The organism is Amycolatopsis regifaucium (assembly GCF_001613935.1).
Taxonomy (GTDB): Bacteria; Actinomycetota; Actinomycetes; order Mycobacteriales; family Pseudonocardiaceae; genus Amycolatopsis; species Amycolatopsis regifaucium.
This window is the reverse complement of sequence record NZ_LQCI01000052.1, coordinates 364398-390490: the sequence shown is the minus strand read 5'-3', so window position 1 is coordinate 390490 and position 26093 is coordinate 364398. Positions and strand designations below refer to the sequence as shown.

Sequence of the window (26093 nt, the reverse complement as noted above, 5' to 3'; positions counted from 1 at the left end):
ACGGGTGAAGAGGTGAACCGAATGCGGCGTGTCGACGGGCCGGACGGTGGCCCGGGTTGCGGCCGCGCGGACAATGGGGGGATGACCGCAGTACTCGTCGCCCACGCCGGGAAATCGGGCGGGACAAGGGAGATCGCCGAGGTGATCGCCGCCGAACTGCGGGAGGCCGGGCTGACGGCCGATCTGCTGGACGCCGCCGAGGTCGAGGACATCGAACCGTACGGCGCGGTGATCGTCGGCAGCGCGCTGTACCACCGGCGCTGGCGGCCCGAGGCGGTGCGCCTGCTCACCGAGCACGAGGAGGCGCTCCGGACCCGTCCGGTCTGGCTGTTCCACAGCGGGCCTTGCGGGCCACTCGCCGCGGGCAAACGGGTGAGCCTGCCCGCCGGGGTCGCCCTGCTCGCCGCGCGGATCGACGCCGAGCGCACGGCCACCTTCGGGGGCAGGCTCACCCCGGCCACCGCGCGAGGCCTGTTCTGGAAGATCATGGCCGCGGGTCCGTGGGCGGGCGACTTCCGCGACTGGCCGTCGATCCGCACCTGGGCGCGCGACGTCGGCCGCCGCGTACGTATCCGTGTGGCACTTTGAGAGACGGTTTCGTCGGTGCCCTGCCGTAGGGTGCCGCCATGGACAAACGGTTCACCGCGACGCTGCTCAAGAGCCCGGAGAAGGGCGGCTGGACGTATGTGGTCATGCCCGGCTCCGCCGAGTTCTTCGGCACCAAGGGACTGGTCAAGGTGCGCGGCACCATCGACGGGCAGCCGTTCCGGAGTTCGTTCATGGCGCTGGGCGACGGCACCCACAAGCTCCCGGTGAAGGCCGACGTGCGCAAGGCGATCGGTAAGGAAGAGGGCGACACGGTGGACGTCGTCCTGCTCGAACGGCTGGAGGGCTGAGTGGCCGCGGAATGGAAACCGGCCCCGGTCATCAAGATCTACGAGGCACTCGGCGCGGTGGCCGACGGGCGGGTCGAGGTCGACGGTGACACGGCACGCGTCGCGTCGTCGGACAAGGCGAAGACCTACGACGTGCGCCACGATCCGGCCGCGGGATCGATCACGGCCAACGACAACGGGTCGTACTGGCAAGGGTATCTCGGCTACCCGGGCATCGCGTATCTGCTGGAGCGCGGTGTGCTCATCTACGACCGCGACCTCGCCACCGAACTGGCGGGTGTGCCGTGGAAGGAACTCGCCACCCGGTATCGCAACGACTGGGCGAAGGTCGAGAAGCACGTCCGCGACGACCTGTCCGAGCGTGGTGTGGATTTGGACCGCTTCGATGCCGGGCTCGCGGAAATCTCCAGTCAGCTGGAGAAATTGGCGCTCACCAAGCTTTCCCCGCGGCTGCGTCCGCCGAAGTGACGCGGGTGTTCTTCGCTTGACCTCAAGTTAGCTGGAGGTCTTAGCGTGAGCCGGGTCAAGATCCCCGGGCACGTGAGGAGAACATCCCGATGGCTGTTTCGGTAGAACGGCGGGCGGAGGCGGCCCCGCCGCCGGACAAGGTTCCGGCCGAGGCCTGGCGGATGGCCTGGGTGATCGTGCTCGGCGCGTTCATGACCATGCTGGACACCACGGTCCTCGCGGTGGGCGCCGAGACGCTCACCCGTGAACTCGGTGCCGGAATCGCTTCCGTGCAATGGGTTTTCACCGCCTACCTGGTGGCGCTCGCGGTCGCGCTGCCGCTGTGCGGCTGGCTCGGCCGCCGATTCGGCGCGGGCCGGGTCTGGCTGGTCTCGCTGGCGGCGTTCACCGTGGCTTCGGTGCTGTGCGCGCTCGCCGGGAACATCGGCTGGCTCATCGGGCTGCGCGTTTTGCAGGGCCTGGCCGCCGGGCTGCTCCTGCCCGCCGGCCAAACGGTGCTCGGCCAGGCCGTCGGACCCGCCCGGCTCGGCCGGGTCATGGGGACGCTGGGCATCGTGATGAGCGTCGGCCCGACGTTCGGGCCGCTCCTGGGTGGCGTTCTGTTGCGAGGGCTGTCCTGGGAATGGTTGTTCCTGATCAACATCCCGGTCGGAGTGATCGCGCTCATTCTCGGACTGCGCCTGGTTCCCCGTGGTGAGAAGGGCGCGGCGACGCGCCCCGACTGGCTCGGTCTCCTCTTGGTGACCGCGGCGATTCCGGCGCTGTTGTACGGCCTCACCACCTGGGGCGAGGGCGGCGAGCAATTCGGCGCGGGTGTGCTGGTGCCCCTCGTGGCAGGGGTCGTTTCGCTGGCGCTGTTCATCCGGCGGTCGTGGGGCCGCGAGAACCCGGTCATGGATCTGACCTTGTTCCGGAGCCGGGTCTACACCGCGGCCGCCGCCCTTTCCTTCTTCGCCGCCCCGGCGCTGTTCGGCGCGCTTTTCCTGCTGCCGCTGTACTTTCAGGTCCTTGGTGGAAACGGAGTCGTCGAGACGGGACTGCTGCTGATGGGTCTCGGGGTCGGCACGGCGATCGCGCTGCCGATCTCCGGGAGGCTCACCGACCGCTACGGCGCCGGCCTCATCGCCGCGTGGGGGAGTGTCGCGACGCTCGCCACCACTGTCCCGTTCGCGATCGGCGGCTTCCCACCGGACGGCGTCGTCGTGCAGATCCTGCTGCTGACCAGGGGATTCGCTGTGGCCTTCCTGCTGATGCCCGCGACGACGGCCGGCTACGCGGCCGTCACCAAGGAGCAGATGCCCGACGCCGCCGCACAGATCAACATCGTCGCCCGCGTCGGCGGGGCGGCGGGAACGGCGCTGTTCGCCGTCGTACTCGCGAACCTGCTGCCGTCGGGGGCGGAGCCGGCGTTCCAGGCGACGTTCTGGTGGCTCACCGCCTCCGCCGCGGTCGCGGTGGTGCTGGGAGCGAGGCTCTGGTGGGTGTCGCGTCGCGCCTGACCTCGTCAGTGGCTGGTCTGGATGGTCTTCAGTGGCGGATCGGGGAGCTGGTCAGGTTCCCAATGTCGCAGTGGAGGCGCTCAGCGTCTCAGATGCGACATTGGGAACATCGTGCGGCGGTGGCGCATTGCCGCTCGCGAGACCCGATAGCTCAGCCGCAGTGTTCCGATGGGCTGTTGTACGTGACGCCGCCCGCGGAACCGCCCCACCGGACGCATTTGCCCGCGGCGGCGGCGCGGACCGGACCGGCGAACCACGCGAACGAGCCGGAGTCGGTGCTCCGGGACGCGCCCTGTACCTCGAGATAGGCCGACGTCGCCGTCGCGGTGCCCGCGGCCGTGCTCTTCATCGTGCTGACACAGTTCTGCCCGTTGGAAGCGTTGTAGGACAGGTAAACCGTGCCCGCCGCCCCGAGCGGAGCCGAATCGATGACGCCGTATCCGCCGCCGCACACCGGGGCGCCGAGCGTCGTCTCGGTGACGGTCGAGAAGCGGATGGTCTCGTTGGCGTTGCCCGCCGGGCCCGCTTCGTACAGCACGCCGACCGAACCCGAGGACAGCTGGACCATGTCGGAGTACGCGGCGTCGCCGCTCCACACCAGTGTCCCGGCGGAATTACCCTGCCAGTTCGCGCCTTCGTCGAACGACGACCGGACGACGAGTTCCTTGCGGCGGTCGCAGACCGACGGTGCGGCGAACAGGATCCGGTTGTACTTGCCCGCCTTGTCGGTCGCGGTCATCCGCGCGGTCGAGGCCTGCACGACCGGGGTGATCAAATCCTCCTCGAAGGTGAATTCGGTGGAGAAGCTCGCCCCGCCGTCGGAACTGATGGCGTAGGCACGGTTCTTCGCGCCACCGCTGAGGCATTTGTCGCCGTTGTTGGCCTGGTTGCGCGCCGCGGCGTAGACCCGGCCGTCGAGCAGTTCGGTGACGCTGATCTCCTGTGGGTTCAGCGCGGCCGACGGCGCCGGGGTGTCGGTGGCGCCGCGCTTCCAGGTGACGCCCTGGTCGTCGCTGTAGATGAGCGCGCCGCTGTTCGCGCCGCCGATGGTGTAACTCATCCCGGCGACGATCCGGCCGGCGTGCGCGCCGCGGGTCAGGACGATGCCGTGCGACGGGCCGGTCGCGAGCCAGCCCGGCGCGGTGCCGAACCCGAGCTGGGTGGTGAGCACCTTGGGTGCGGTCCAGGTCTGGCCGTGGTCGTCGCTGAGCGAAACACGCGGAATCCGGTTGCAGTCGGGGTTCTTGACGCATTCCATCACCGAGAGCAGCACGATCCGCCCGGTGGAGGGAAGCACGATCGGCGTGGGATTTCCTTTGGTGTCACCGAAACCTTCGATGACGACCTTCGGTGCGCTCCAGGTCTTCCCGTTGTCGGAGGAGCGTTTCACGACGAGGTCGATGTCGCCGCTGTCGTTGCAGAAGCTCGCGCCGCCGTTGCGGCCCTCGGCGAACGCGAGCAGATCGCCGTTGTTCGCCTTGACCACGGCGGGGATTCTGAAGCAGTCGTAACCTTCGGTTTTCTCCTTGTACACCACCGTGTTTCCGACGGCGGCCGTCGCGGCGGGAGCGGCGAGCGAGGGGGCTGGGATGGCGCCGGCCGCCGCGATGGCGACGAGGGCCGCGAACAGGCCCTGTGCGACGCGAGTGAACTTCACGGGAGTGCTCCGTCCTGGATTCGATTCCGGGTGACGGGACAGCAGAGTCCTTCCCTGTCGTACAAGGCGCGTACAACCGGTTCCGCCTTCTGTGTCAGGTGACGCAGAACGCGAGGCCGTTCTCTGTCAAAGTTCCTTCCGCCGGCCACGGCGTGACATCGGAAGGGGAGGGCCGAATGAAGGTGATCGATCCCGAGGGGCGTCAGTGGGAGATCATTCGCCGTTTCGCGCCGTGGCGCCGGTGGGTACAGCCGTTCGCGCTGCTCAAGGGCGGCTACCGGCACTACAAGATCACCGCGGACTGGACGCTGTATCTCAAGGATTTGCCCAACGACCGCAAGGACGGTCACAAGGGCGACGAGGACGGACCAGTGGAGAAGGCGGTCTACGGACTGTTGGGCGGGGTGTTGCTCCTGGAAGGGCTCGTCGAAGGCCTGTTCTATCTACTCTTTGGGCTGGTGCTGGTGCCCGTTCGGCTGCTGGAGATGCTGGGGCAGATCGTCGCGGGGTCCGTCGCGCAGGCCGTCCGGTGGTTCCGGAAGGCACCGGAGCGCGTCGATGTCGCCGGCTGGAACAAGGATCGGACCGGCCTTGTCTCGCTGGCGATCCTCAAGGTCCACAGAGACCTCGCCGACCCCTTGGTCGTCGAACTGCACGGCCTGTTCCGTGACCGCGTCATGTTCGACCCCGGCGACCCGGTCGTGCGCGAGGTGCTCACCCGGTTCGGCGCGCGGGTGGTGCGGCATCGCACCCTGCTTCGTCGCCGGACTCCCCGGATGACCGTATGACGACCGGCGATCTGTGCCAGGATCCGGTCACCGGGAAGGGGGAGTGCGATGCGGGTGACCGATTCCGACGGCGGCGAGTGGCTGATCGTGCGCCGGTTCGCGCCGTGGCTGCGCCGGATCCGTCCGCTCGCGATCGTCACCGAAAGCGAGCGCTACCGGGAAGTGTCGTTCACCCGGTCCCGCGGCCGGTCCGGCGAGCGCCTGGGCTTCGAGGACTGGCTGATGCTGGGCTTCGCCGTGGGCCAGGCGGCCGGGCTGGCGCTGATCCTGTCGCCGGTCGTCATCGGGGAGCTCCTGGCCTGGGCGGCGGCGGGCGCCTTCCTCCGGCTGGCCAGGCTCACCGGCCTGGTCCGCGCCCGGGTCGATCTCATCGCGCCGCCCCCGGCCGTGCGCAGCCTGGCGCCGGTGCGGGTACTGCTGGTGCCGGGATCGGCCGCAGACAGGCTCATCCGCGAACTCGCGACGCTGATCGAGACCACGCCGGACTTCGATCCGGAGAACGAACCCCGCGTGCGGAAACTGTTCTCGGTGACCGGGGCACGCGTGGAGCGGCACTTCGGCCTGCCATGGCGGCTCAGTGGTCGTCGGGCGCGAGCTGCCTGAGGTCGTTCAGGCTCCGGACGACCAGCCGCTGGCGTCCGGTGCTGAGCAGTCCGTCGGCGCGCAGGGTCCGCAGGGTCCGCGCGACGGCTTCCCGGGACGCGGACGCGAGACCGGCCAGGTCGCGCTGGCTGATCCGCAACGCGATCAGGGTGCCGTCGGGGACGGGGACGCCGTAGCGCTCGGCGAGGTCGACCAGGATCGCGGCGATCCGCTCGGCGGCGGTGCTGTCGCCGAATTCGGTGCGGCGCGAATTTGCGTAACGCAGGCGGGAGGTGATGATCCGGAGCAGGACCACCGAGATGCCGGCGTGCCGGCGGAGCACGGAGTTGAACGACCGCGCGGACAGCCACAGCCCGGTGACCGGTTCGACGGCGACCGCCGTCGCCGACCGCAGGCTGCCGTCCATCGACGCCATCTCGCCGATGATGTCGCCGGGGTCGCGGACGGCCAGCACGGCGTCGTAACCACCGGTGGACACCGACGTGATCTTGACCCGCCCGCTCATCAGGATCAGCACCCAGTCCGACCGGTCACCCTCGCGGATGATCACCGTCCCGGCCGGGTACCGGCGCAGCTCGGCCTCGGCGCGCAGCGCCTTGCGCTCGACGTCGTCGAGCAGCTCCCAGAGCCTGCCGGGTGAATCGTGCGGCTCCGCCGCCGGCTGTGTCATGCCTTCTCGTCGCCTCCGTGGGCGATGGTACGAGCAGACCGCGCCGGGGGTTAACCGGGGAGCTCTTGGTACGCCTGGGAAAGGCGTCGGATACCGTCCCGAACCTGTGCGCCGGTCGCGGTGCTGACGTAGCTCAGCCGCAGATAAGGCCCCGGCGCCTCGGCCGCGAAGTAGAGCCTGCCGGGCGTGACCGCTACTCCGGCGCGGAAAGCGGCGCTGGTCAACGTCACTTCGTCGGCGGATCCGGGCAGCGGTTGCCACAGGTGATAGCCACCGGTCGGGACCGGGACGGCGCGCCACGAGGGCAGGAACTCCCGCAGTGCCGAGACGGCGACGTCGCGGCGTTCGCGCAACGCGGCGGCGAGAGTCCGCAGATGACGCGCCCAGGCGGGAGAACTCACCAGTTCCAGCGCGGTTTCCTGCAGCGGCCGGGGTACGAAGAAGCTCTCGACGGCGTGGAGTCCCCGCAGTCGTTCCAGCGCCGGGCCGCGGGCGGCCAGCGCGCTGATCCGCAGGTTCGGTGACGCCGGTTTCGTGAGCGACCGGATGTGCACCACGACGCCGTCGGGGTCGTCGGCCACGAGCGGCGGTGGAGGAGCCGGGCTGCCGGGATGGGCCATCAGCCGCGCGAAATCGTCCTCGATGACGAAAGCGCCCGCGTCACGGGCGATCCGCAGGACCTCGGCCCGGCGTTCGGCGCACAGGACCGCGCCGGTCGGGTTCTGGAACGCGGGCTGGCAGACGAACAGCCGCGCGCCGGTGTCGCGGAAGGCGTCCGCGAGCAGTTCGGGCCGCACGCCGTCGCGGTCGATCGGCACCGGGACCGGCCGCAGCCCCGACGCCCTCGCGATGGCCAGCATCCCCGGGTAGGTCGGCGATTCCACCAGCACCGGCGCGCCGGGGGCGCCGAGCGCGCGCAACGCCGTGGTCAGCGCGCTCTGCCCGCCCGCGGTGACCAGGACGTTTTCGACGTTCACCGGGCTGCCGATGTCGCGGGCGAACCAGGCCCGCAGTTCGGGCAGACCGCAGATCGGCGGCCGGGTCCAGGCACCGGGACGACGGCCGGCCCGTGCCGACGCCGCCGCGAGTTCCCGTTCCGGTTGCAGGCTGGGATGGGTGTAGCCGCCGTTGAGGTCGATGACGCCCGACGGCGGGTCGCTCAACGCGGTGAGCACCCCGGTCGCGTCGATCGCGCGGAGGCCGGACTGCGAACTCAGCGACACCTCCTGCCACGAGACATCGCCGGTCACCGCCGACTCGCGACGCGGCGGCGCGCGGAAGACCCCGGCGCCGGGGCGGGTGATCACCAGACCTTCCGAGGCCAGTGCCGCGATGGCCCGCGACACCGTCACCGGGCTCACCTTCAGCTGCCGGACGAGCTCCCGGCTCGACGGGAGCTTTCCGTCGATCGGATAGCGCTCAAGCTCGGAACGCAGCTGTGTTACCAGGTTGGCGACGCTGCTACCATCGGACATGAGACTGGATAATAGCGCTATCGCGGACCGGGCAGTAGCGGTCCACTCCGGGACCGCGCTGGCGGCGCTGGGTGTCTTCGCCTTCTCCTTCACGTTCCCCGCCACCGTCTGGACGCTCAAGGGTTTCGGCCCGTGGACCGCCACCGGGGCGCGATGTGTCCTGGCGGCACTGGTCGCCGCCGCCTGTCTCCGCGCGTTCCGGGTCCCCCTGCCGAAGCGCGAACAATGGCGCGGCCTGGCTGTGGTCGCCGTCGGTTGCGTCCTCGGGTTCCCGACGCTGACCACCCTCGCCCTGCAGACGTCGTCGACGGCGCATTCCGCGGTGGTGATCGGCATGCTGCCCATGGCCACCGCCGTCGTCTCGTCGAGGCTCACCGGCCACCGGCCGTCCCGCCGGTTCTGGCTCGCCGCCGCGGTGGGCGCGCTCGCGGTGGTGGTGTTCACCGTGAGCCAGAGTGGTGGCGGACTGTCCACAGCGGACCTGTTCCTGTTCGCCGCGCTCGTGCTGTGCGCGTTCGGGTACGCCGAGGGCGGCAGGCTGGCCAGGGAGATGGCCGGCTGGCAGGTGATCGCCTGGGCGCTGGTGCTCGCGCTGCCGGTCACCGCCGCGCTGACGGTCTTCGGGTCGGTGACCGAACCACTGCACCTCGGCGGCGAGGCGATCATCGGCCTGCTGTACGTCGCGCTCATCTCGCAGTTCGGCGGGTTCTTCGTGTGGTACCGGGGAATGGCCGAGATCGGGGTCGCGCGGGCGAGCCAGCTGCAGCTGGCGCAGCCGCTGCTGACCCTGGTCTGGGCGGTCCTGCTGCTCGGCGAGCACCTTCCGGCGGCCGCGCCGGTGACGGCGTTGATCGTGGTCGCCTGCATCGTGGTGACCCAGCGCTCGCGTGACTAGTTCCACAGCCACGTCGCGATTCCGCCAGACCGCGGTGTCCGCGCGGTGCTGGGCTGGGGCCTATGACCGCCTCGACCCTCGACACCTCCGCCCGGACCCCGCTGAAGGGATGGCTCGCCGTCCTCGCGGTGACGCTGGGGATCTTCTCCCTCGTCACCACGGAGATCCTGCCGATCGGCCTCCTGACCCCGATCGGCGAGGACTTCCGGATCACGCCGGGGACGGCGGGCCTGACCATGACCCTGCCCGGCTTCCTCGCCGCGCTCGCCGCGCCGGTCGTCACCGTCGCCGCCGGGCGGATCGACCGGCGGGCCCTGCTGTGCGTCCTGATGGCGGTGCTGGCGCTGGCCGACGTCGTCGCGGCGACCGCGCAGGCATATTGGGCGGTCTTGGTCTCCCGGATCCTGGTGGGGCTGGTGATCGGCGCGTTCTGGGCGATCGGTTCCGGGCTCGCCACGCGGCTCGTCGGTCCCGGACGCGCGGGTACGGCGACCGCGGTGATCTTCTCGGCCGTGCCGCTCGGCTCGGTTCTGGGGGTGCCGGCGGGGACGTTCGTCGGTGAACTGTTCGGCTGGCGGGCGGCTTTCGCCATGATGGGCGTCTTCACCCTCGGTGTACTCGCCTTGCTCGCCGTGTCGCTGCCTTCGCTGCCGCCGATGGCTACCACTCGCCTCCGCGTCCTGCGCGAGCTGACGCGTGGACCGGCGACCCGGCTCGGCCTGCTCGTCACGATGCTGGTCGTGCTCGCCCACTTCGGCACCTACACCTACGTCACGCCGCTCCTGCGCGACGTGACCCGGGTGAGCCCGGAGCTGATCACCGTTTTCCTGCTCGTCTACGGCACCGCGGGGATCGTGGGCAATTTCGTCGCGGGGGCGGCGATCGCGCGCGATCTGCGGTTGACCTTCCTCTCCGCCGCGGGGGCGATCGGTGTGGCGATGTGCGCGCTGCCGTTCCTCGGCGATTCCCCGGTGGGCACGCTGGCGCTGCTGGTGCTCTGGGGGTTCGCCTACGGCGCGGTCCCGGTCTGCTCGGGAACGTGGTTCGCGAAGGCGGCCCCGCACGCTCCCGAGGCGGCGTCGGTGCTGTTCACCTCGTCGTTCCAGGCGACTCTTTCCGCGGGCGCGTTGCTGGGCGGATTCATCGTCGACGCCGCGAGCGTCCCGGCGGTGATGCCGGCGGGAGGCGTCGTGGCGCTGCTCGCGGTGGCCGTCCTCAGCCGAGCACGGCCAGCGTGACCAGCGCGGTCGTCCCGACCAGCAGGGTGGAGAGCAGCCCGAGCAGCAGGGCGCGGCCGCCGGTGCGGATCAGCGTGCCGATCCGGACCGCGCAGCCGAGTCCGAACAGCGCCGCGGCCAGCAGCAGCGTGCAGGCCACCTTGGCGACGTCGAGCGCGACACCCGGCACGATCCCGGTGCTGCGCACGGCGGCCATCGCGAGGAAGCCGATGACGAACAGCGGGATCAGCGGCGGACGCTTGCCGCCGTCGGCGGGGCGGTGGCGTTCGTGCACGCCGACCGCGGCGACCATCGGGGCCAGCAGGACCACCCGGCTGAGCTTGATCACGATGGCGACCGCGACGGCGGCGCTGCCCGCGGGCGTGGCCGCGGCGACGACCTGCGCGACTTCGTGCACGCTGAGCCCGGCCCATTCACCGATCCGCACCGCGTCGAGGCGCAGCCAGCCGCCGAGCAGCGGGACGGCCGCGATGGCGAGTCCGCCGTAGAAGGTGACCAGCGCGACCGCGGTCGCGACGTCGGAGTCCTCCCGTTTCACGACGCCTTCCATCGCGGCGATCGCCGACGCGCCACAGATCGAGAACCCGGTCGCGACCAGCATCGCCAGCCCGCGCGGCACGCCGAGGAGCCTGCCGAGGCCGATCGTGCCGAGGAAGGTGACACCCACCGTGAGCACGACGGCGAGCAGGGTGCCGGGGCCGAGCGCCAGCACCGAGGGGAGCGAGAGCTGCAGCCCCAACAGCATGACACCGGCGCGAAGCAGCTTCTTGGTGACGCCGGAGATCGCCTTGCGGGTCTCGTCCGTCAGCGCGGGCAGCGAACCCGCGAGGATGCCGAGCACGACGGCGATGGTGAGCGCGCTGACGACCGGAACCGCCGTGCCGACCAGGTACGCGGCCGCCACTCCGGCGCCGGTGATGGCCAAAGCGGTCAAGTAGGGCTTGGTCGGTCTCGCGTGCGTGGTGCTCATGATCCGAGCATCGTCTCGACGGGCAGGCCTCGGTAGCGGGGAATACCAGGGGTAGGTCATAGACTTGGGCTATGACCACACCCGATCTGGACTCCCTGCGTCTGCTGGTGCTCGTGGACGAGCTCGGCAGTATCGGGCAGGCCGCGGCCAGGCTCGGGATCGCGCAGCCGTCGGCGAGCAAACGGCTGTCCACAGTGGAACGGCGGCTCGGACTGGTGCTGGTCGACCGCACGCGGCGCGGGTCCGCGCTCACCCCCGACGGCCGGGTCATCGCGGGCTGGGCTCACCGCGTGCTGGCCGAACTCGACGGCCTCCTCGACGGTGCCGAAGCGTTGCGCACCCAGCACGAGGCACAACTCCGCGTCGCCGCGAGCATGACACTGGCCGAACATCTGGTGCCTGGCTGGATCGGGGAACTCAAACGCGGAAACCCGGGGCTGTACCTCGGACTGGAGGTCACGAACTCCGACCAGGCGGCGGAACTGGCCAGGGAGGGCAAGGTCGACCTCGGTTTCGTCGAGTCGCCCGGCGCGCTGCCGGGTCTTTCGGCCAAGCGGGTGGCCACCGATCGGCTGGTCCTCGTCGTGGCCGGAAGTCATCCCTGGGCGCGCAGACGCCGTCCGCTGACCGCGGCCGAACTGGCGGTGACGCCGCTGGTGGTCCGCGAGCCGGGTTCCGGGACCAGGGAAACCGTGGACACCGCCCTGCGCAAGGCCGGTGCCGGTCCGGCGAAACCGTTGCTGGAGCTGGGGTCCGCTTCCGCGGTCCGCAACGCCGTGGTCGCGGGCGCCGGACCGGCGGTGATCAGCGAGCTCGACGTGGCACGGGACGTCGCCGACCGCAGGCTCGTCCAGGTCGCGGTCGAGGGCGTCGATTTCGGCCGGGAACTGCGGGCGGTGTGGCCGGCCGGGCGGCGCCTCGCCGGACCGGCCGCCGCGCTGCTGGCGCTCGCGGTCCGCTCCCGGAGTCCCCGCGGCTGACGGCGAACGGAGGAATCGTCCTCCAGCTCTTGAAAAGCCGGTGTGTAGGGACTCTCCTGGAGGGGTACCAGCTGTCAGAAGGTGTGTCCTCGTGCTGGGAGTGGCCATGACCGCCGTGAAGACATCGCCCCGGCCGGAGGCCGTCCGCTTCGGCGGACGCCGTCGGCCCCCCAAGGGCAGTGTGTTCCTCAACGTCATCCGCACCACCGACCACAAGACGATCGGCCTGCTCTACCTGTGCACCTCGTTCGGGTTCTTCCTCGCCGGCGGGTTCATGGCGCTGCTGATGCGCGGCGAATTGGGCAGGCCGGGCATGCAGTTCCTGTCGCAGGAGCAGTACAACCAGCTGTTCACCATGCACGGCCTCATCATGCTGCTGCTGTACGCGACACCGAACCTTTTCGCCTTCGCCAACTACATCCTGCCGCTGCAGATCGGGTCACCGGACGTCGCTTTCCCGAGGCTGAACGCGTTCTCCTATTGGCTTTACCTCTTCGGCGGGCTGATGGCGCTCAGCGCTTTCCTCACGCCGAGCGGCGCGCCCGATTTCGGCTGGACGATGTACACGCCGCTCTCCAACGCCGCGCACACGCCGGGTGTCGGCGCCGATCTGGTCATCATGGGCCTGATCGTCTCCGGGCTCGGGACCATCCTCGGCGCGGTCAACATGGTCACCACGATCCTCTGCCTGCGCGCGCCGGGGATGACCATGTGGCGGCTGCCGCTGTTCACCTGGAACATCCTGTTCACCACGATCCTGATCCTGGCGGTCTTCCCGATCCTCACCGCGGCGCTGTTCGGGCTGGAAGCGGACAGACGGCTCGGCGCGCACGTCTTCGATCCGGCCAACGGCGGGGCGATCCTGTTCCAGCACCTGTTCTGGTTCTTCGGCCATCCCGAGGTGTACATCGTCGCGTTGCCGTATTTCGGCATCATCACCGAAATCGTGCCGGTGTTCAGCCGGAAACCACTGTTCGGCTACAAGCTCATGGTGTTCGCCACGATCGGGATCACCGCGCTGTCCTTCGCCGTCTGGGCACACCACATGTTCGCCACCGGCGCGGTGCTGTTGCCGTTNNTTCAACTGGATCGGCACCATGTGGAAAGGGCAGCTGACCTTCGAATCACCGATGCTGTGGTCGATCGGGTTCATGGTGACGTTCCTGCTCGGCGGGCTGACCGGGATCATCCTCGCCTCGCCGCCCTTGGACTTCCACATCCACGACACCTACTTCGTGGTGGCGCATTTCCATTACGTGCTGTTCGGCACCATCGTGTTCGCCACCTTCGCCGGGATCTACTTCTGGTTCCCGAAGATGACCGGGCGCCTGCTCGACGAGCGGCTCGCGAAGCTGCATTTCTGGACCACCTTCATCGGTTTCCACCTGACGTTCCTGGTCCAGCATTGGCTCGGCAACCAGGGCATGCCGCGCCGCTACGCCGACTACCTGAGCAGCGACGGTTTCACCTTGCTGCACACCATTTCCACCATCGGCGCGTTCCTGCTCGGCGCGTCGGTGCTGCCGTTCCTCTGGAACGTCGTCCGCAGCCACCGGTTCGGGGAAGTCGTCGAGGTCGACGACCCGTGGGGGCACGGGAATTCCCTGGAATGGGCGACGACCTGCCCGCCGCCCCGGCACAACTTCTTCGACCTGCCGAGGATCCGGTCCGAACGACCGGCGTTCGAACTCCACTACCCGCACATGATCCCGCGGCTGGGTGCCGAGGGGCATACGACCCCGTTCCAGCGCCGCGACCAGCCCGCACCCTCGGAAGTGGTGGCGGACAAGGTGCTGAAGGACGACACCGGCTCTTCGAAGGAATGAGGTACCGCGCATGATCCCGATGGACGTCGAGGGGATGGCAGTCCTGGCTCCGGAAGCCGCACCGGTGATGCTGCTGCGCGAGCGGGAGGGCGAGCGCCGCTGGCTGGCGATCACGATCGGCGGTCCCGAGGCGAGCGCGGTGGCGCTCGCGCAGGAAAAGATCCAATTGCCGCGTCCCGGCACGATCGAACTGATCGGCCAGGTGGTGGAATCGTTCGGGCACCACGTCACCGGTGTCGAGGTCACCGCGCTGCGGGACGGGATCTTCTTCGCGGACCTCGTCCTCGATTCCGACATCCGCATTTCCGCCCGGCCGAGCGACGCGGTCGCGATCGGGTTGCGCGCCGGTGTCGGGATCAAGGTGGCCGACTCCGTGCTGGAGGTCGCTTCGGTGCGGGTCGAGATCGTGGGATCCGGGCCCGACGCCGAACTGCCGTCGGTCCCGTCCGATCCGGTCGAGCAGGAACGGGCAGTGGAGGAGTTCCGGGCGGCGTTGGACAAGATCGTGCCCGAGGACTTCGGGGAGCTTCCGCCTGAGGACCCCAAGGCCTGAGCCGCTTGCCGACCCGTGAGATGAAGGGGCCTTTCATTGCGAAATTTGCCATGAAAGGCCCCTTCATCTCACTTGAGTACTACTTTTTCGCGAGGCCTCGTTCGATCGCCTCGATGATGCGCGGGCGCATCTCCGCCGGGCTGATGATCGCGTCCACCGAACCGACCTTCACCGCGCGTTCGATGCTGTGCACGCCATCGAATTCGGCGGCGACCGCGCCCAGCTTCTCGGACCGCACCGACGACTGGACTTCGGCCAGTTCGGCGGCCAGCGCGGCGCGTTCGGCGCCGGTCGCCCCGCTGAGCTTCTCCGTCAGCGACCGGACCCGCTCGTCCGCCGCGGTCCGCGCGTTGACCTCACCGGCGAACACGACCGCCGCGGCGGGCGCCCCGCCGAGCACGGAGGCGAACGAGCCCTCCAGCGCCAGCACCGTCATGTTCGGGTTCAGTGCCTTCGAGAAGACCACGAAAGCGCCACCGTGGTACCGCGAGATCACGCAGAACACGATCGGGCCCTCGAAGTTGACGATCGCCCGGCCGATCTCCGCGCCGTACTCCAGCTGCAGTTTCCGCATCGACTCCGGTGAGCCGTCGAAGCCGGACAGGTTAGCCAGCACCACCAGCGGCCGGTTGCCGCTGGCCGCGTTGATCGCCCGCGCCGCCTTCTTCGACGACCGCGGGAACAGCGTGCCCGCGGTGTAGGTGTCCGGGCCGTCGGTGGGCGGGAAGCCGCGGCGCGGCACCGAACGCGACTCGATACCGAGCAGGCACACCGGCCGCCCGCCGAGGTGCACATCCTGTACGGCCGCGGTCTCCGCGTCGGCCATTCCCGGCCAGCGTTCCAGCACCGGGTGGTCCTGGTCCGACAAAGCGCGCATCACGGTGCGGATGTCGAACGGCTTCTTGCGGTCGGGGTTGGCCTCACGCGAGAAGATCTGGCCCACCGTGGTGAAGTCGCTGTCGACGGCCGCGTGCGGGAACGACGAGATGTCCCGGTCGATCGGGTCGTTCGTGATCGCCTTGCGCGGCCCGGATTCCTCCGGTGCCACGTAGGTGTGGTCGTAGTGCGCCATCAGGACGTCGCGGGCCGCGGCGAGGTTCGGCGCCCAGTACTGCGCCTGGCCGTTCGGGCCCATGACACGGTCGTAGCCGCCGATGCCGAAGTTGTCCTCGGCCGAGACGCCACCGGAGAAGTCGAGCGACTGCTTGCCGGTCAGCACCATCGCGGAATCCGGCGTCATCACCAGGATTCCCTTGGTGTGCATGAGCATCGTCGCTTCGGCGTTCCAGTACGGCTGGGCGCCGACGTTGATGCCCGCCACGACGATGTTGATCTCGCCGCCGTCCTGGGTGAAGTGCACGATCCGCTTGAGCGCGGCCGCGACCCAGTCCATGTTCTCGGTACCGGACTCCATCGAGATCCGGGCACCGGCCGAGAGCGCGTACCACTCCAGCGGGACCCGCATCTCTTCGGCGAGGTCCAGTGCCGCGATCACCCGCGAGCATTCCGGCTCCGACAGCGCGCCGAGCGCCTTCGTCGGGTCGCCCAGCAGCACGACCCGTTTGACACCCTCCGGGTACCGCTCGGTCGGCGTGGTGACCACCCCGGCGACGATCGCCGCCTTGTTCCGCCCCATCGGCCGTTCGACGGGGACGAGGGTGCTGGTGTCGTCCATGTCGTACTCGGTGAACGAACCGAGCATCTTGGCCAGCTCGTACGGGTACACCGTGTCGCGGCGCCGGGCGCGCAGGACGTTCTGGTGATAGTCGTCGAGCGGCAGGATCGGCCCGGTGGTGGGCTCGGACAGCGACATCTGGACGCCGCCGCTGACGTCGTAGCCGATCCGCACGGAGACCTCGGTGACCTCGCCGGTCGCGCGGTCGCGCTGCCTGCCGAGGAACTGGACCTCTTCGAGCCCCGCCCCGGCCGTCGACGGCTGCACGCGCTGCGCGACGGTGTTGAGCTCTTCGCCGGTGAGCTCACTGGTCGGCCACACGTAGAGCGTGATCCGGTTGGTGTCGAAGCGTTTCTTCGGCGGAAGCTTCGCCTGCACTCCCCGGATCGCGTCGAGGCAACCGGCCAGCGTGCCTTCGACCGCGGGCAGGGCCAGCAGCTTGCCGTCGTTGTCCCGCAACGGGGTCAGGTCACGGACCTGGGCGAGCGCGACCAGCCGCTGGTCCGCCGGGTTCATCGGCGCGACGCACTTGAACAGGTAGACGTCCTCGTCACCGGACGGCAGCCGGGTGAGGTCGAAGTTCGCCAGCCGCTGCAACTGCATCCGCTGGGCGATCAGCGGATGCAGGCCGCGGATCAGCCGTTCTTCGCTGAAACCGGTCGAAGACGGGCGGAAGGTGAAGTGGTGGTGCATCACCGCGCCGCTGTGCCCCGCGACCGTGGTGGTGACGCGCCGGATCCGGCTCGGCAGCGACTCGGCCGTGAGGACCTCGCGCAGTCCGGCGGCCATCGCGTCGTCGTCGGCCGACTCGTCGTCCCAGGTCAGATAGAGGTCCGCCTCGACGTCGGTGTCGGCGGGCAGGCCGGCGGCGAGATCGGCGACCGCCTTGATCGCCCCGGGCAGCCCGGCGCGGTCGACGGCGGTGGTGGCCATGTGGAACCGCTCGCCGTCGTCGGCGTAGTCACCGGTGACGAAGGTGCAGCCGCCGACGGTGACCTGCCCGACGCCGGTGAGCGCGCGGTTGCCGTAGTAGCGGCGGCTCAGCACTTCGAGCAGCGGGGTGTGGTCGGTGCCGGGGCGTCCGATCCGCTGCCCGAGCAGGCGTACCAGCGGTTGCGCGCTGGCCTGCATGCTCGCGATCCGCTCGGCGCGGTCCGGCGAGTCCGGGTGCCGGTCGAGGTGGCGCAGGTGCTTGCGGACCTCGCTGTAGACCTCGGCGCGGGTGCGGCGCAGCAACGGCTGGGCGAACCAGCGGAACACCACGCTGCGCGCGAGGTCGCTGACCACCGGGAAGCGGACCTGGGTGGCGGCGATGAGCTGCTCCAGCGCCTTGCCCGCCGGTTCGCGCATCGCCTCGAACGGCTGCGCCTCGGTGAGCCACTGCCGCAGCAGCGCGGTGACGATCGCGACGTCGGAAGCGGCCCGCTGCTGGGCGAGGAAGATACGGAAGACCGCCTCCTCCAGTTCCGGCGTCCGCTCCAGATCCTGGACGCCGTAATGCGCCAGTACCTTCTTGAGCTTGTGCTGGAACGACTCCGACAGGCCGGCGCGTTCGACGTCGAGGCTCTGCAGGTAGGTGTGGAAGAACTCGCGGGCGCTGTGCATCCGGGTGTCGGTCTTGATCTCCTCACCCGCCGGCTTGTTGCGGATCAGCTCGGAGAGGTCGGCGAACACGGTCAGCAGTTCGACCTCGCCCTCCAGCGGGCGGTCGCCGTTGTCCTCGACTTCGGAACGGGCGGCCAGGTACGCGCTGAGAGTGCGGCGTTCGTCGTGCGGGTCGACGTCGAAGCCGAGCAGGAGGCTGCGCAGATCCTGCTGTCCCCGCGCGATCCGCTGCGACGCCGACGCGCTGTCCGGTTCCACGGGCAGCTCGATCTCGACGCTGCCGGTGTCCTCGACAACCTCGGCGCCCTCTTCCGCCAGCGGCTCGAGACGCAGCAGCGGCGCGCCCGTCTCGACCTGGCTGCCGACCGAGACGACGCACTCGCGCAGCTTCGCGCGGAACGGCGCGCGGAGCACCGTCTCCATCTTCATGCTTTCCAGCACCAGCACCGGTGCGCCCGCTTCGACCTCCGCGCCGACCTCGAGCGGGGTCGCGACGACGAGCGCGGGTGCGGGGGAGCGGACGACGCCGCCCTCGTCGCGGCTGACACGGTGGGTGACGCCGTCGACCTCGACCAGGTGGATCGGCCCGTGCGTGCCGGTGACCAGGCGGAAGCGGGTGCCGTTGACGGTGATCTGGCCGGTGTGCTCGTCGAAGCGGTCGACCTCGACGTCGGCGGCGTGGATGTCACCGCCGGCGGCGGAGACGCCGACACGGAACCGGCGGTGGCCGATCCTGGCCACGCTCACCCGGTACGCGGCGCCGCGCAGCTTGAGGTCGAGCGGGCGGCCGCTCTCGTGCTGGACCTGCGGGCGGCCACCATGCGCGGTGGAGAGAAGCCGTTGACGCTCAACGGCTTCTTCGTCCTCGTAGGCCTCGATCGCGGCGGCCGCGAGCGCGATCGCCGAATGGCGGTGCGTGACCAGCTTGCCCTCGCCGCGGACGCGGTCGATCCAGCCGGTGTCGGCGCTGCCGTCGATCACCTCGGGCTGGTCGAGCAGGTCGAGGACGAAGCTCTTGTTGGTCGCGCCGCCCTCGATGATGACCGTGGTCTGCGCCATCGCGCGGCGCAAGCGGCCGAGTGCCTCGTCGCGGTCGCGGCCGTAGGCGATGATCTTCGCGATCATCGAGTCGAAGTCGGCCGGGATCGTGTCGCCTTCGCTGACCCCGGTGTCGACGCGGATGCCGGGGCCCGCGGGCAGATCCAGGCGCGCGATGCGGCCCGGCGAAGGGGCGAAGTCGCGATCCGGGTCCTCGGCGTTGAGCCGCGCCTCGACGGCGTGACCGGCTTCGGCGGGCTGGAGGCCTTCGAGTTTGCCGCCGGACGCGACGTGCAGCTGGGCCTTGACCAGGTCCATGCCGGTGGTCAGCTCGGTGATCGGATGCTCGACCTGGAGGCGGGTGTTGACCTCGAGGAAGGCGAACAGCTTGTCGCCAGGGTGGTAAAGGAACTCGACCGTGCCGGCGCCGCGGTAACCGACGGCGAGCGCGAGCCGCTCGGCGGACCGCTTGAGCTCGTCGGCCTGATCGGGGCTCAGCACCGGGGAGGCGGACTCCTCGATGATCTTCTGGTTGCGGCGCTGCACCGAACAGTCGCGGACGCCGAGCGCCCACGCGGTGCCCTGGCCGTCGGCGATGACCTGGACCTCGACGTGCCGGGCGCCGGTGACCAGGCGCTCCAGGAACACGACGCCACTGCCGAAGGCGCGCTCGGCCTCCAGACTGGTGCGCTCGTAAGCGTCCTTGAGTTCGTCGGCCGAGGTGATGACGCGGATACCGCGCCCGCCACCACCCGCGGTCGCCTTGAGCATCAACGGGTAGCCGATCTCGGCGGCGGCCTTGATGGCGGCGTCGAGATCCGCGACGGCGCCGCGGCTCCACGGGGCGACGGGGACGCCGACCTCTTCGGCGATCAGCTTCGCGCCGATCTTGTCACCGAGCTTGCGCATCGCGTCCGGACTCGGCCCGATGAAGGTGACACCCAGCCGCTCACACAGCTCGGCGAAGGCCGGATCCTCGGCCACGAAACCCCACCCGACCCAAGCCGAGTCGGCCCCGGTCTCGGTCAGCGCCCGCTCCAGCACGGCGAAGTCCAGATAGGGACGCGCCGAGGCAGGACCCAGGTTGTAGCTGATGTCGGCTTCCCGCACGAACGTCGCCGACCGGTCCGCATCCGTGTAGAGAGCGACGGTCTCGATCCGCTGTCCGGTCTCCGCCGAAAGCTCGCGGACGGCATGGATGAGCCGCATCGCGGCTTCTCCGCGGTTGACGATGGCGACACGACTGAACACCGACTGAGCCTCCCAAAGTACGCAGCACAACAGGCGACAGCCCGCCGGATCACGCGCGAGACAGTCACCTGTACCTGTTTACAGCCTGCCTCTTACCGGCCGGTACGAGAATGTCGCCGGTGGCGCATGCCGAGGGCCGGGTCTTGTAGGAACCCGCCAAAAAGTGTCCTTGAACACCTCGCCGAGGGGGCGAATGAGGTGATGAAGTGGACAATCTCCGGCTGCGCTCGGTGGCGGGGTCCGTGAGGTGTCACCAGGTGTTCACGCCGGTTTCATCGGGGTGGGCGGGCTGGGTGGTCCGGGGTGCGGAGCTGTGGCCGTTCTTCGGTGATGGCGCCAGGTGGACAGGAGGGGTTGCCGTTTTCCGGCGATGGGTTCACGACGGTGGCGGTTCGTCTGCCAGTGGACCTTGCGCGGGGTCGTCTCCGTCCGTGACCGCGCCCTTACTGGCCGGGCGGCTTCCTGGCGCGCGGACACACATTTCGCTGGGCACGGCATACCTACTTCGGTGAATGTCGTACCGAGTCGAGCGGTCAGGGGAGTGACTTCCCGGGGTAGACCATGCCGGTAGGCCATCTGTGGCGAATGTGGTTCGTGCCGGGCGGACCGTCGCCGTTTTGCGGCGAGGTCTAAAAGGGTGGTGATTCGTCGGCTAGTGGGCTTTGTGCGCGGGGGCGTGACGCCGTCCTTACCCCGTCACGACGCGCCCTCGCGGAGGCCGAGTAGATCCGCGCGGGACACGGCACGCCTTCTTCGACGGACGCCGTCTCGAGTCGAGCGAGCCATACCGACCGGATACGCGGTCCNNTCGGCCGGCGGGCGTTGCGTGCGCGGCTCGTGGAGCGGCGGCGGTGTGCTGTCGTAGCCGTGCCCGGTCGGGGTGGTGACCGTCAACGTCCCGTCAGCCGCGAGCGAAGCATTGATAGCCTCCAAAGCATCCGGTTCGGTTATTTCCTTCAGTAGTGCCAAAGTGGCGATCTGAGTGTCCACGCCAAGAACCGTACAACCGGCCACCGACAGTTATGGATCTTGCGAAGACCACAGCCGTCGCCGAATTCCGGCGATAGTGGCTGCTCGGGGTTGGTTTCTGCGTGTGGCCCGGGTTGCGTGAATTCCTGACCGGTCTGAGCACCTGAAGTCTGAAGGCCGTTGCCGAATTCCGGCAACACAACACCCACCCCGGCGAGTCACGACAAGCCGTCAGTCAGCCCTACTGGACAGGCGGGGCCAACTCCACACGATTGCGCCCGCCCTGCTTCGCCCGGTAGAGCGCGGTGTCGGTGGCGACGAGAAGATCGTCGACGCTGGAGACGTTGGCGGCCGGGTACAGCGCGCCGCCGATCGAGACGGTCAGGTCGGTCAGCACCGTGTCGCGATCGGGCAGGGCGACCGAGACCATCGCGACCTGGTGCCGGATCCGTTCGGCCACCTGGCGCAGGGTCTCCTCGCTGTGGACGTCCGGGATGACGATCGCGAACTCCTCGCCGCCCCACCGCCCGCAGACGTCCTGTTCGCGGATCTCGGCGCGCAGTGCGTCGCCGACGGCGCGCAGGACGAGGTCGCCGTTGGGATGGCCGTAGGTGTCGTTGATCGTCTTGAAGTTGTCGAGGTCGAGGAACAGCACGCCGAGTTTGCGGCCCGCGCGCGTCCGGCCGAGGTGTTCTTCGGCGAGCTGGCGCCAACGGCGTTTCGTGACGAGCCCGGTGGTGGCGTCGGTGTGCGCGTCGCGCCGGTACTGGGTCAGCAGCAGCCCGCGGTGCAGCGCGACCAAGGCGATGACGACCCCGACCAGTACCAGTGGGTTCGCCTGGACGAGGACGACGGCCGTCACCAGGCCGAGGCCGAGTGCGCCCGCTTCGAGGATCTGGTCACCGAATCCGGAGAACAGTTCGCCGATCGACTTCGGCGGCGACGAAAGCGCGATCGCGACCATCACCAGCACGGTGTTGATGGCCCAGCGCAGGGCCGCGGCCACGATGATGACGGCGAGGTCGCCCAGTCCGGCGAGCAGCCCGGAGTCGGGCGAACCGGGGTAGTGGCGCATGCCGAGACCGAGGACGACGACGGCGGCCTGGGTGCCGCAGAGCACCGTCGCGGCGGAAAAGATCCACCGATGGGGTAGTACCGGCCGTTGATGTGGCCAGATCCGCAGCCATGCGATGGTGTAGGTCACGACGACCATCGCGGCGGCGAGCACCGGCGGCAGCGCGATGACGGCGGCGACGCTCCAGACCGCCTTGGTATCGACGTAGGCGACCGATGGGGCCCTGTCGTACTCCCGTTGGCGTTCGATCTGCCGGGTGCCCTCGATCGCGATGGCCGCGCAGAGCGTCAAGATGCCGAACCGGGCCAGGTCGGTGCCGGTGACCGGGACCAGGCGGGCCGTGGCGGCGGTCGAGAGGACTGCGATGAGATTCACGACCAGCACGTAGGAACGCACAGGTCGCGGCAGGCTCCACAGGTGCCAGGCCCTGAGCCTCCGCAGCGCGCCACCGAGTCGTCCGTCCACGAACCCTCTTCCGTCGGTGATCTACACCGTAATCGAACTGGGACTGCGACGACCCCCGCTGTCCGGACGATAAGAAGCGCGGCCGCGAATTCCCCCGGACAGCCCAACCGAAACGAGGGAGGTGCACCGATGCAGGACAACAACTGGTGAGTGATTGCCGGGTTCATCGCTATTTCGAGGGAGGTGAACAGCATGCGGGACAACAACTGGACCACTCGGCGTGACAACAACTGGACGTGAGTGATCTGCCCCACGGACGTGCGCTCGGATCTTGGAAAGGAGGTGAACGCAGTGCGTGACAACAACTGGACGACCCGTCGTGACAACAACTGGACGTGATGATCAGCCGCTGTCAGGAACCGTGCTCACCGACCGGTGTCGTCCCGCCGACCGGCCCCGCGTGATCCCCGGGATCTCCAGGGCCACGGCGGGACGACACCGCACGCGACCAGCCGACGCCGGCGATACCGGCGACAACGGCGCCCGCGACCGCCGCGACGGTGATGACGGTGGTCGGCGCGACGACCTGCGCCAGTAGCCCGGCGGCGGCGATCCCCGCCGCCTGCGCCGTGCGCAACGCGGCGATCGCGACCCCGATCGCCTGACCGCGATGGTCGGGCGGCGCGGCGAGGCTGTATTGCGTCTGGGTGATCATGTCGTGCGCGGAGAACGCACCCGAGATCGTCCACAGCACGACGATCGGGACCAGGCCCGGCACCCAGCCCGTCGGGATCAGTATCAGGCTGCTCGCCACCGCCAGCGTGCCCAAGATCCGGACCTGCCGTTCGGGCGGGATGCGGCTCAGCAGGAGCCCGCCGAGCACCGAGCCGACCGGGTTCGCGGCCAGCAGCCACGGCAGGGCATCCGCCCCACCGAGTTCGGCCGCGACCGGGACGGCGAGCCCCTCGGGGACGACGTAGAAACCGCAGCAACAGGCGATGAGCAGCAGCCGGCGCAGCTTGCGGTCGCGGGCGATCAGGCGGCAACCCGCGATCAGGGACGGGCGTTGGTGGTGGCGTGGGGCCGAGGGCGGGTACGGCCTGAGCCCGAAGCGGAGCATGAGTGCCGAGAGCGCGAACGTACCCGCGTCGATCAGCAGCGCGCCGGGCACGCCGAGGCCGGTGACGACGGCGGCGCCCGCGCCGAAGCCCACCACGAGCCCGGCTTGATAGGTCGAAGAGATGACGGCCTGGCCGACGACCAACCGGTCCGGGTCGAGCAGATCCGGCAGCATCGCCTGCCGCGCCGCGTAGAACGGCCCCGCCATGAGCTGTACGAGGAACAACAGGGCGGCCGCGGCGGGCAGCGGCAGGCCCGGCACCGCCATCAGCGCGATCAGCAGTGCGCGGCCGACGTCGGTCGCCGCCATCACCGTGCGACGCGAGAACCGGTCCGCGACGCCGCCCAGCGCGCCGCCGAGGAGATCGGGCACGAACGTCAGCGCGTACGCGGCCGATGCCCAGCCCGCCGACGACGTCCGATCGAACACCAGCACCGTGAGCGCGACCCTGGCCAGCTGGTCACCGGCGACCGAGAGCAGATGCGCGAGCCAGATCCGGCGGAACTCGGCTACCGCGAAGACGCTGCGGAACGACGCCGCTCGGGCTGGCATGCGCTTCAGGCTGTCGTGAAGCGCCCACTTCGCGCAACCCTGCGAGGAAGTTCGAAAAGGCCGGGGTCATGTCGAACCGCGGCGCCACCGTTCGACGTGTCAGTAGAGAGGCAAGGAAAACGAGGACGGAGAATCCGATGTCGCATTCACTGGGGCCGCTGGCGCACAATCTGGCCGCCTACGCCATTTACTCCACCGCGCAGACCGAGATGCGCCACGCGTACAAGCTCATCGAGTCCGGCGACTACCTCGGCGCCGCCGCGGAGATCGATTCCGCCGCGCACGCCGCCGAAGTGCTCGCCCGCGCCACCTCCGATCTGGACGCCGAGCGTTCCGAACGATGGCTCAGAGTCGTCGTCGCCCGAAGGCGGTTCGCCGAGCAGGCCCGGGCGCATGCCGGTGCAGAAGCCGCCTTGGCCGCCTGAACTTCCTACGGCTCAACGGAAAGCACGTCGGTAGGTACCCGGACTGACGCCCGTCGTGCGCTTGAATCGTTCACGGAACGAGGTCGGTGAGCCGAACCCGACCTCGGAGCCGATCCGCTCGACGGCATCCTGGGTGGTCTCCAGCAGATGCTGCGCCTGCCGGATGCGTGTCCGGTGCAGCCATTGCAGCGGTGTCGTCCCGGTCTGTTCGCGGAAGTGCCGGATCAGCGTGCGGGTGCTCATCCCGGCCCGCGCGGCGATGTCGGTGAGACTGAGGTCGCGCGCGAGATTTTCCTGCATCCAGAGCAAAGTGGGTTCCAGTGCCGAACCACGCGGCGCCGGGGGATGCCGCAACGCGATGAACTGGGCCTGGCCGCCTTCACGTTCCAGTGCCATCACCGAAAGCCGGGCGGCGTCGGCCGCGATCGCGGAGCCGTAGTCGCGGCGGATCAGGTGCAGGCACAGATCCAGGCCCGCGGCGGCTCCCGCCGACGTCAGGATCTGCCCGTTGTCGACATAGAGCACGGCCGGGTCGACGTCGATGGCCGGGTAGGCCTCGGCGAGTGGTTCGGCCGCGAGCCAATGGGTGGTGGCGCGGAGGCCGTCGAGCAGCCCGGCGGCGGCGAGGATGAAGGTGCCGGAACAGATCGAGGCGATCCGGGTGCCCGCCGCGGCCGCCGAGGTGAGCGCGTCATGGACGGCCAGCGGCACCGGCCGGGCGGGTTCGGCCGTGCCGGGAACGATGATCGTGTCGGCTTCGCGCAGCGCTTCCAGTCCCCACGGCGCGCGCAAGGTGAAATGCCCGGCGTCGACCTCCGGTCGTTCGGCGCAGACGAGTACCCGGTAGCCCGCGCCGCCGTCCGGCAACCGTGTCCTGGTGAAGACCTCGATGGGGGTGGACAGGTCGAACGGGATCACCTGGTCCAGTGCGAGCACGGCAACGGTGTGCATACCCGGAACCTACCGCGCCGATGGCGAGATCCCGTTGGAAGGCGTCGTTCACGCCACTGGGGCGGACGAGCCCGGCGTTCTAGCGTCGAGTCATGATGATCATCGCGCCGATTCTGGTCGGCCTCGTCTACGTCGTCCTGATGTCGCTCATCCACGAACCGCACCGCCGCCGCTTCAACGCGATCATGGTGGCGGGCGCCGGCGCCGCCTACCTCAGCGGAGGCGGCCTCGGGATCTGGGAGTTCGCGTTCGCCGCCGTGGTGACCTACGTGGCCTACCGCGGCCTCGAATCATGGACGTTCATCGGGATCGCCTGGCTCCTGCACACCGGCTGGGACGTGGTGCACCATCTCAAGGGCGCCCCGATCATCCCGTTCCTGCACGATTCCTCGTTCGGCTGCGCGATCTGCGACCCGGTGATCGCGATCTGGTGCTTCGCGGGCGGACGATCGGTGACGGACTTCCTGCGTGCCCGCCTCGGTTCGCGCCGGGAGCCCTCCACGGTCTGA

Annotated in this window: 20 protein-coding genes and 1 pseudogene; 13 read left to right on the top strand and 8 right to left on the bottom strand. The window is 69.5% G+C overall.

Annotated elements, in window-relative coordinates; translation table 11 throughout:
* Positions 1-81: 81 nt before the first annotated feature.
* The 4 genes from AVL48_RS37385 (at position 82) to AVL48_RS37370 (ending at position 2863) form a co-directional block, all read left to right on the top strand.
* Positions 82-588, top strand: a complete 507-nt coding sequence (locus AVL48_RS37385; protein ID WP_061980795.1) for a flavodoxin domain-containing protein — start codon at positions 82-84, stop codon at positions 586-588.
* A 38-nt stretch (positions 589-626) separates the two neighbouring features.
* A complete protein-coding gene (locus AVL48_RS37380; RefSeq protein ID WP_061980796.1) occupies positions 627-896 on the top strand; it encodes a DUF1905 domain-containing protein in 270 nt (89 codons plus the stop codon).
* The gene (locus tag AVL48_RS37375) at positions 897-1364 is read left to right on the top strand and encodes a hypothetical protein (protein WP_061980797.1); all 468 of its coding nucleotides are present in this window, start codon (positions 897-899) and stop codon (positions 1362-1364) included.
* A gap of 89 nt (positions 1365-1453) precedes the next feature.
* Positions 1454-2863, top strand: coding sequence for a DHA2 family efflux MFS transporter permease subunit (locus AVL48_RS37370; RefSeq protein WP_061980798.1), 1410 nt, complete (start codon positions 1454-1456; stop codon positions 2861-2863).
* Between the two features lie 151 nt (positions 2864-3014).
* On the opposite strand, the gene AVL48_RS37365 is transcribed toward AVL48_RS37370, so the two are convergent.
* Positions 3015-4520, bottom strand: a complete 1506-nt coding sequence (locus AVL48_RS37365) for a sialidase family protein (protein WP_061980799.1) — start codon at positions 4518-4520, stop codon at positions 3015-3017.
* Between the two features lie 176 nt (positions 4521-4696).
* Between AVL48_RS37365 and AVL48_RS37360 the strand changes: the two genes are divergently transcribed.
* Positions 4697-5308 carry a hypothetical protein gene (locus tag AVL48_RS37360; protein ID WP_061980800.1) on the top strand — a complete coding sequence of 204 codons (612 nt, stop codon included), beginning with the start codon at positions 4697-4699 and terminating at the stop codon, positions 5306-5308.
* Between the two features lie 48 nt (positions 5309-5356).
* Positions 5357-5911 carry a hypothetical protein gene (locus AVL48_RS37355; RefSeq protein ID WP_061980801.1) on the top strand — a complete coding sequence of 185 codons (555 nt, stop codon included), beginning with the start codon at positions 5357-5359 and terminating at the stop codon, positions 5909-5911.
* Here the strand turns inward: AVL48_RS37355 and AVL48_RS37350 are convergent.
* Together AVL48_RS37350 and AVL48_RS37345 are read right to left on the bottom strand one after the other, a co-directional pair.
* On the bottom strand, positions 5883-6581 hold the full coding sequence (locus AVL48_RS37350; protein WP_061980802.1) for a Crp/Fnr family transcriptional regulator: 699 nt from the start codon (positions 6579-6581) through the stop codon (positions 5883-5885). The two genes, AVL48_RS37355 and AVL48_RS37350, sit on opposite strands and share 29 nt — an antisense overlap.
* Before the next feature lie 50 nt (positions 6582-6631).
* Complete coding sequence (locus AVL48_RS37345; RefSeq protein WP_061980803.1) at positions 6632-8056, bottom strand: aminotransferase-like domain-containing protein; 1425 nt, start codon at positions 8054-8056, stop codon at positions 6632-6634.
* Between AVL48_RS37345 and AVL48_RS37340 the strand changes: the two genes are divergently transcribed.
* Both AVL48_RS37340 and AVL48_RS37335 read left to right on the top strand, forming a co-directional pair.
* Positions 8055-8951, top strand: coding sequence for a DMT family transporter (locus AVL48_RS37340; RefSeq protein ID WP_061980804.1), 897 nt, complete (start codon positions 8055-8057; stop codon positions 8949-8951). The two genes, AVL48_RS37345 and AVL48_RS37340, sit on opposite strands and share 2 nt — an antisense overlap.
* A 62-nt stretch (positions 8952-9013) precedes the next feature.
* Positions 9014-10189 (top strand): MFS transporter, encoded by a 1176-nt coding sequence (locus AVL48_RS37335; RefSeq protein ID WP_061980805.1) that lies wholly within the window; start codon positions 9014-9016, stop codon positions 10187-10189.
* On the opposite strand, the gene AVL48_RS37330 is transcribed toward AVL48_RS37335, so the two are convergent.
* On the bottom strand, positions 10167-11159 hold the full coding sequence (locus AVL48_RS37330) for a YeiH family protein (RefSeq protein ID WP_061980806.1): 993 nt from the start codon (positions 11157-11159) through the stop codon (positions 10167-10169). The two genes, AVL48_RS37335 and AVL48_RS37330, sit on opposite strands and share 23 nt — an antisense overlap.
* 71 nt (positions 11160-11230) lie before the next feature.
* Between AVL48_RS37330 and AVL48_RS37325 the strand changes: the two genes are divergently transcribed.
* The 3 genes and pseudogenes from AVL48_RS37325 to AVL48_RS37315 all read left to right on the top strand — a co-directional run bounded on the left by AVL48_RS37325 (position 11231) and on the right by AVL48_RS37315 (position 14518).
* Positions 11231-12139, top strand: a complete 909-nt coding sequence (locus AVL48_RS37325; RefSeq protein ID WP_061980807.1) for a LysR family transcriptional regulator — start codon at positions 11231-11233, stop codon at positions 12137-12139.
* Between the two features lie 106 nt (positions 12140-12245).
* Positions 12246-13965, top strand: a pseudogene (gene ctaD / locus AVL48_RS37320) (aa3-type cytochrome oxidase subunit I).
* 10 nt (positions 13966-13975) lie between these two features.
* Positions 13976-14518, top strand: coding sequence for a bifunctional nuclease family protein (locus AVL48_RS37315; RefSeq protein WP_061980809.1), 543 nt, complete (start codon positions 13976-13978; stop codon positions 14516-14518).
* A gap of 79 nt (positions 14519-14597) precedes the next feature.
* On the opposite strand, the gene AVL48_RS37310 is transcribed toward AVL48_RS37315, so the two are convergent.
* The 3 genes from AVL48_RS37310 to AVL48_RS37300 all read right to left on the bottom strand — a co-directional run bounded on the left by AVL48_RS37310 (position 14598) and on the right by AVL48_RS37300 (position 24208).
* The gene (locus AVL48_RS37310; RefSeq protein ID WP_061980810.1) at positions 14598-20087 is read right to left on the bottom strand and encodes an ATP-binding protein; all 5490 of its coding nucleotides are present in this window, start codon (positions 20085-20087) and stop codon (positions 14598-14600) included.
* Positions 20088-21297: 1210 nt separating this feature from the next.
* Positions 21298-22596 carry a GGDEF domain-containing protein gene (locus AVL48_RS37305; protein ID WP_425266100.1) on the bottom strand — a complete coding sequence of 433 codons (1299 nt, stop codon included), beginning with the start codon at positions 22594-22596 and terminating at the stop codon, positions 21298-21300.
* Between the two features lie 352 nt (positions 22597-22948).
* The gene (locus AVL48_RS37300; protein ID WP_061980811.1) at positions 22949-24208 is read right to left on the bottom strand and encodes an MFS transporter; all 1260 of its coding nucleotides are present in this window, start codon (positions 24206-24208) and stop codon (positions 22949-22951) included.
* 137 nt (positions 24209-24345) lie between these two features.
* On the opposite strand from AVL48_RS37300, the gene AVL48_RS37295 reads away from it, so the two are divergent.
* Positions 24346-24633, top strand: a complete 288-nt coding sequence (locus AVL48_RS37295; protein WP_061980812.1) for a hypothetical protein — start codon at positions 24346-24348, stop codon at positions 24631-24633.
* A gap of 12 nt (positions 24634-24645) precedes the next feature.
* Here the strand turns inward: AVL48_RS37295 and AVL48_RS37290 are convergent, their stop codons facing one another.
* On the bottom strand, positions 24646-25584 hold the full coding sequence (locus AVL48_RS37290) for a GlxA family transcriptional regulator (RefSeq protein ID WP_061980813.1): 939 nt from the start codon (positions 25582-25584) through the stop codon (positions 24646-24648).
* Between the two features lie 92 nt (positions 25585-25676).
* On the opposite strand from AVL48_RS37290, the gene AVL48_RS37285 reads away from it, so the two are divergent.
* Complete coding sequence (locus AVL48_RS37285) at positions 25677-26093, top strand: DUF6010 family protein (RefSeq protein WP_061980814.1); 417 nt, start codon at positions 25677-25679, stop codon at positions 26091-26093.

Bases quoted from the DNA above. Each gene is read 5' to 3' on its own strand.
- AVL48_RS37325 (WP_061980807.1), top strand. From the start codon at position 11,231: ATGACCACACCCGATCTGGACTCCCTGCGTCTGCTGGTGCTCGTGGAC.
- AVL48_RS37360 (WP_061980800.1), top strand. From the start codon at position 4,697: ATGAAGGTGATCGATCCCGAGGGGCGTCAGTGGGAGATCATTCGCCGT.
- AVL48_RS37385 (WP_061980795.1), top strand. From the start codon at position 82: ATGACCGCAGTACTCGTCGCCCACGCCGGGAAATCGGGCGGGACAAGG.
- AVL48_RS37345 (WP_061980803.1), bottom strand. From the start codon at position 8,056: ATGTCCGATGGTAGCAGCGTCGCCAACCTGGTAACACAGCTGCGTTCC.
- AVL48_RS37285 (WP_061980814.1), top strand. From the start codon at position 25,677: ATGATGATCATCGCGCCGATTCTGGTCGGCCTCGTCTACGTCGTCCTG.
- AVL48_RS37370 (WP_061980798.1), top strand. From the start codon at position 1,454: ATGGCTGTTTCGGTAGAACGGCGGGCGGAGGCGGCCCCGCCGCCGGAC.
- AVL48_RS37355 (WP_061980801.1), top strand. From the start codon at position 5,357: ATGCGGGTGACCGATTCCGACGGCGGCGAGTGGCTGATCGTGCGCCGG.
- AVL48_RS37290 (WP_061980813.1), bottom strand. From the start codon at position 25,584: ATGCACACCGTTGCCGTGCTCGCACTGGACCAGGTGATCCCGTTCGAC.
- AVL48_RS37350 (WP_061980802.1), bottom strand. From the start codon at position 6,581: ATGACACAGCCGGCGGCGGAGCCGCACGATTCACCCGGCAGGCTCTGG.
- AVL48_RS37335 (WP_061980805.1), top strand. From the start codon at position 9,014: ATGACCGCCTCGACCCTCGACACCTCCGCCCGGACCCCGCTGAAGGGA.
- AVL48_RS37300 (WP_061980811.1), bottom strand. From the start codon at position 24,208: ATGCCAGCCCGAGCGGCGTCGTTCCGCAGCGTCTTCGCGGTAGCCGAG.
- AVL48_RS37380 (WP_061980796.1), top strand. From the start codon at position 627: ATGGACAAACGGTTCACCGCGACGCTGCTCAAGAGCCCGGAGAAGGGC.
- AVL48_RS37295 (WP_061980812.1), top strand. From the start codon at position 24,346: ATGTCGCATTCACTGGGGCCGCTGGCGCACAATCTGGCCGCCTACGCC.
- AVL48_RS37330 (WP_061980806.1), bottom strand. From the start codon at position 11,159: ATGAGCACCACGCACGCGAGACCGACCAAGCCCTACTTGACCGCTTTG.
- AVL48_RS37315 (WP_061980809.1), top strand. From the start codon at position 13,976: ATGATCCCGATGGACGTCGAGGGGATGGCAGTCCTGGCTCCGGAAGCC.
- AVL48_RS37340 (WP_061980804.1), top strand. From the start codon at position 8,055: ATGAGACTGGATAATAGCGCTATCGCGGACCGGGCAGTAGCGGTCCAC.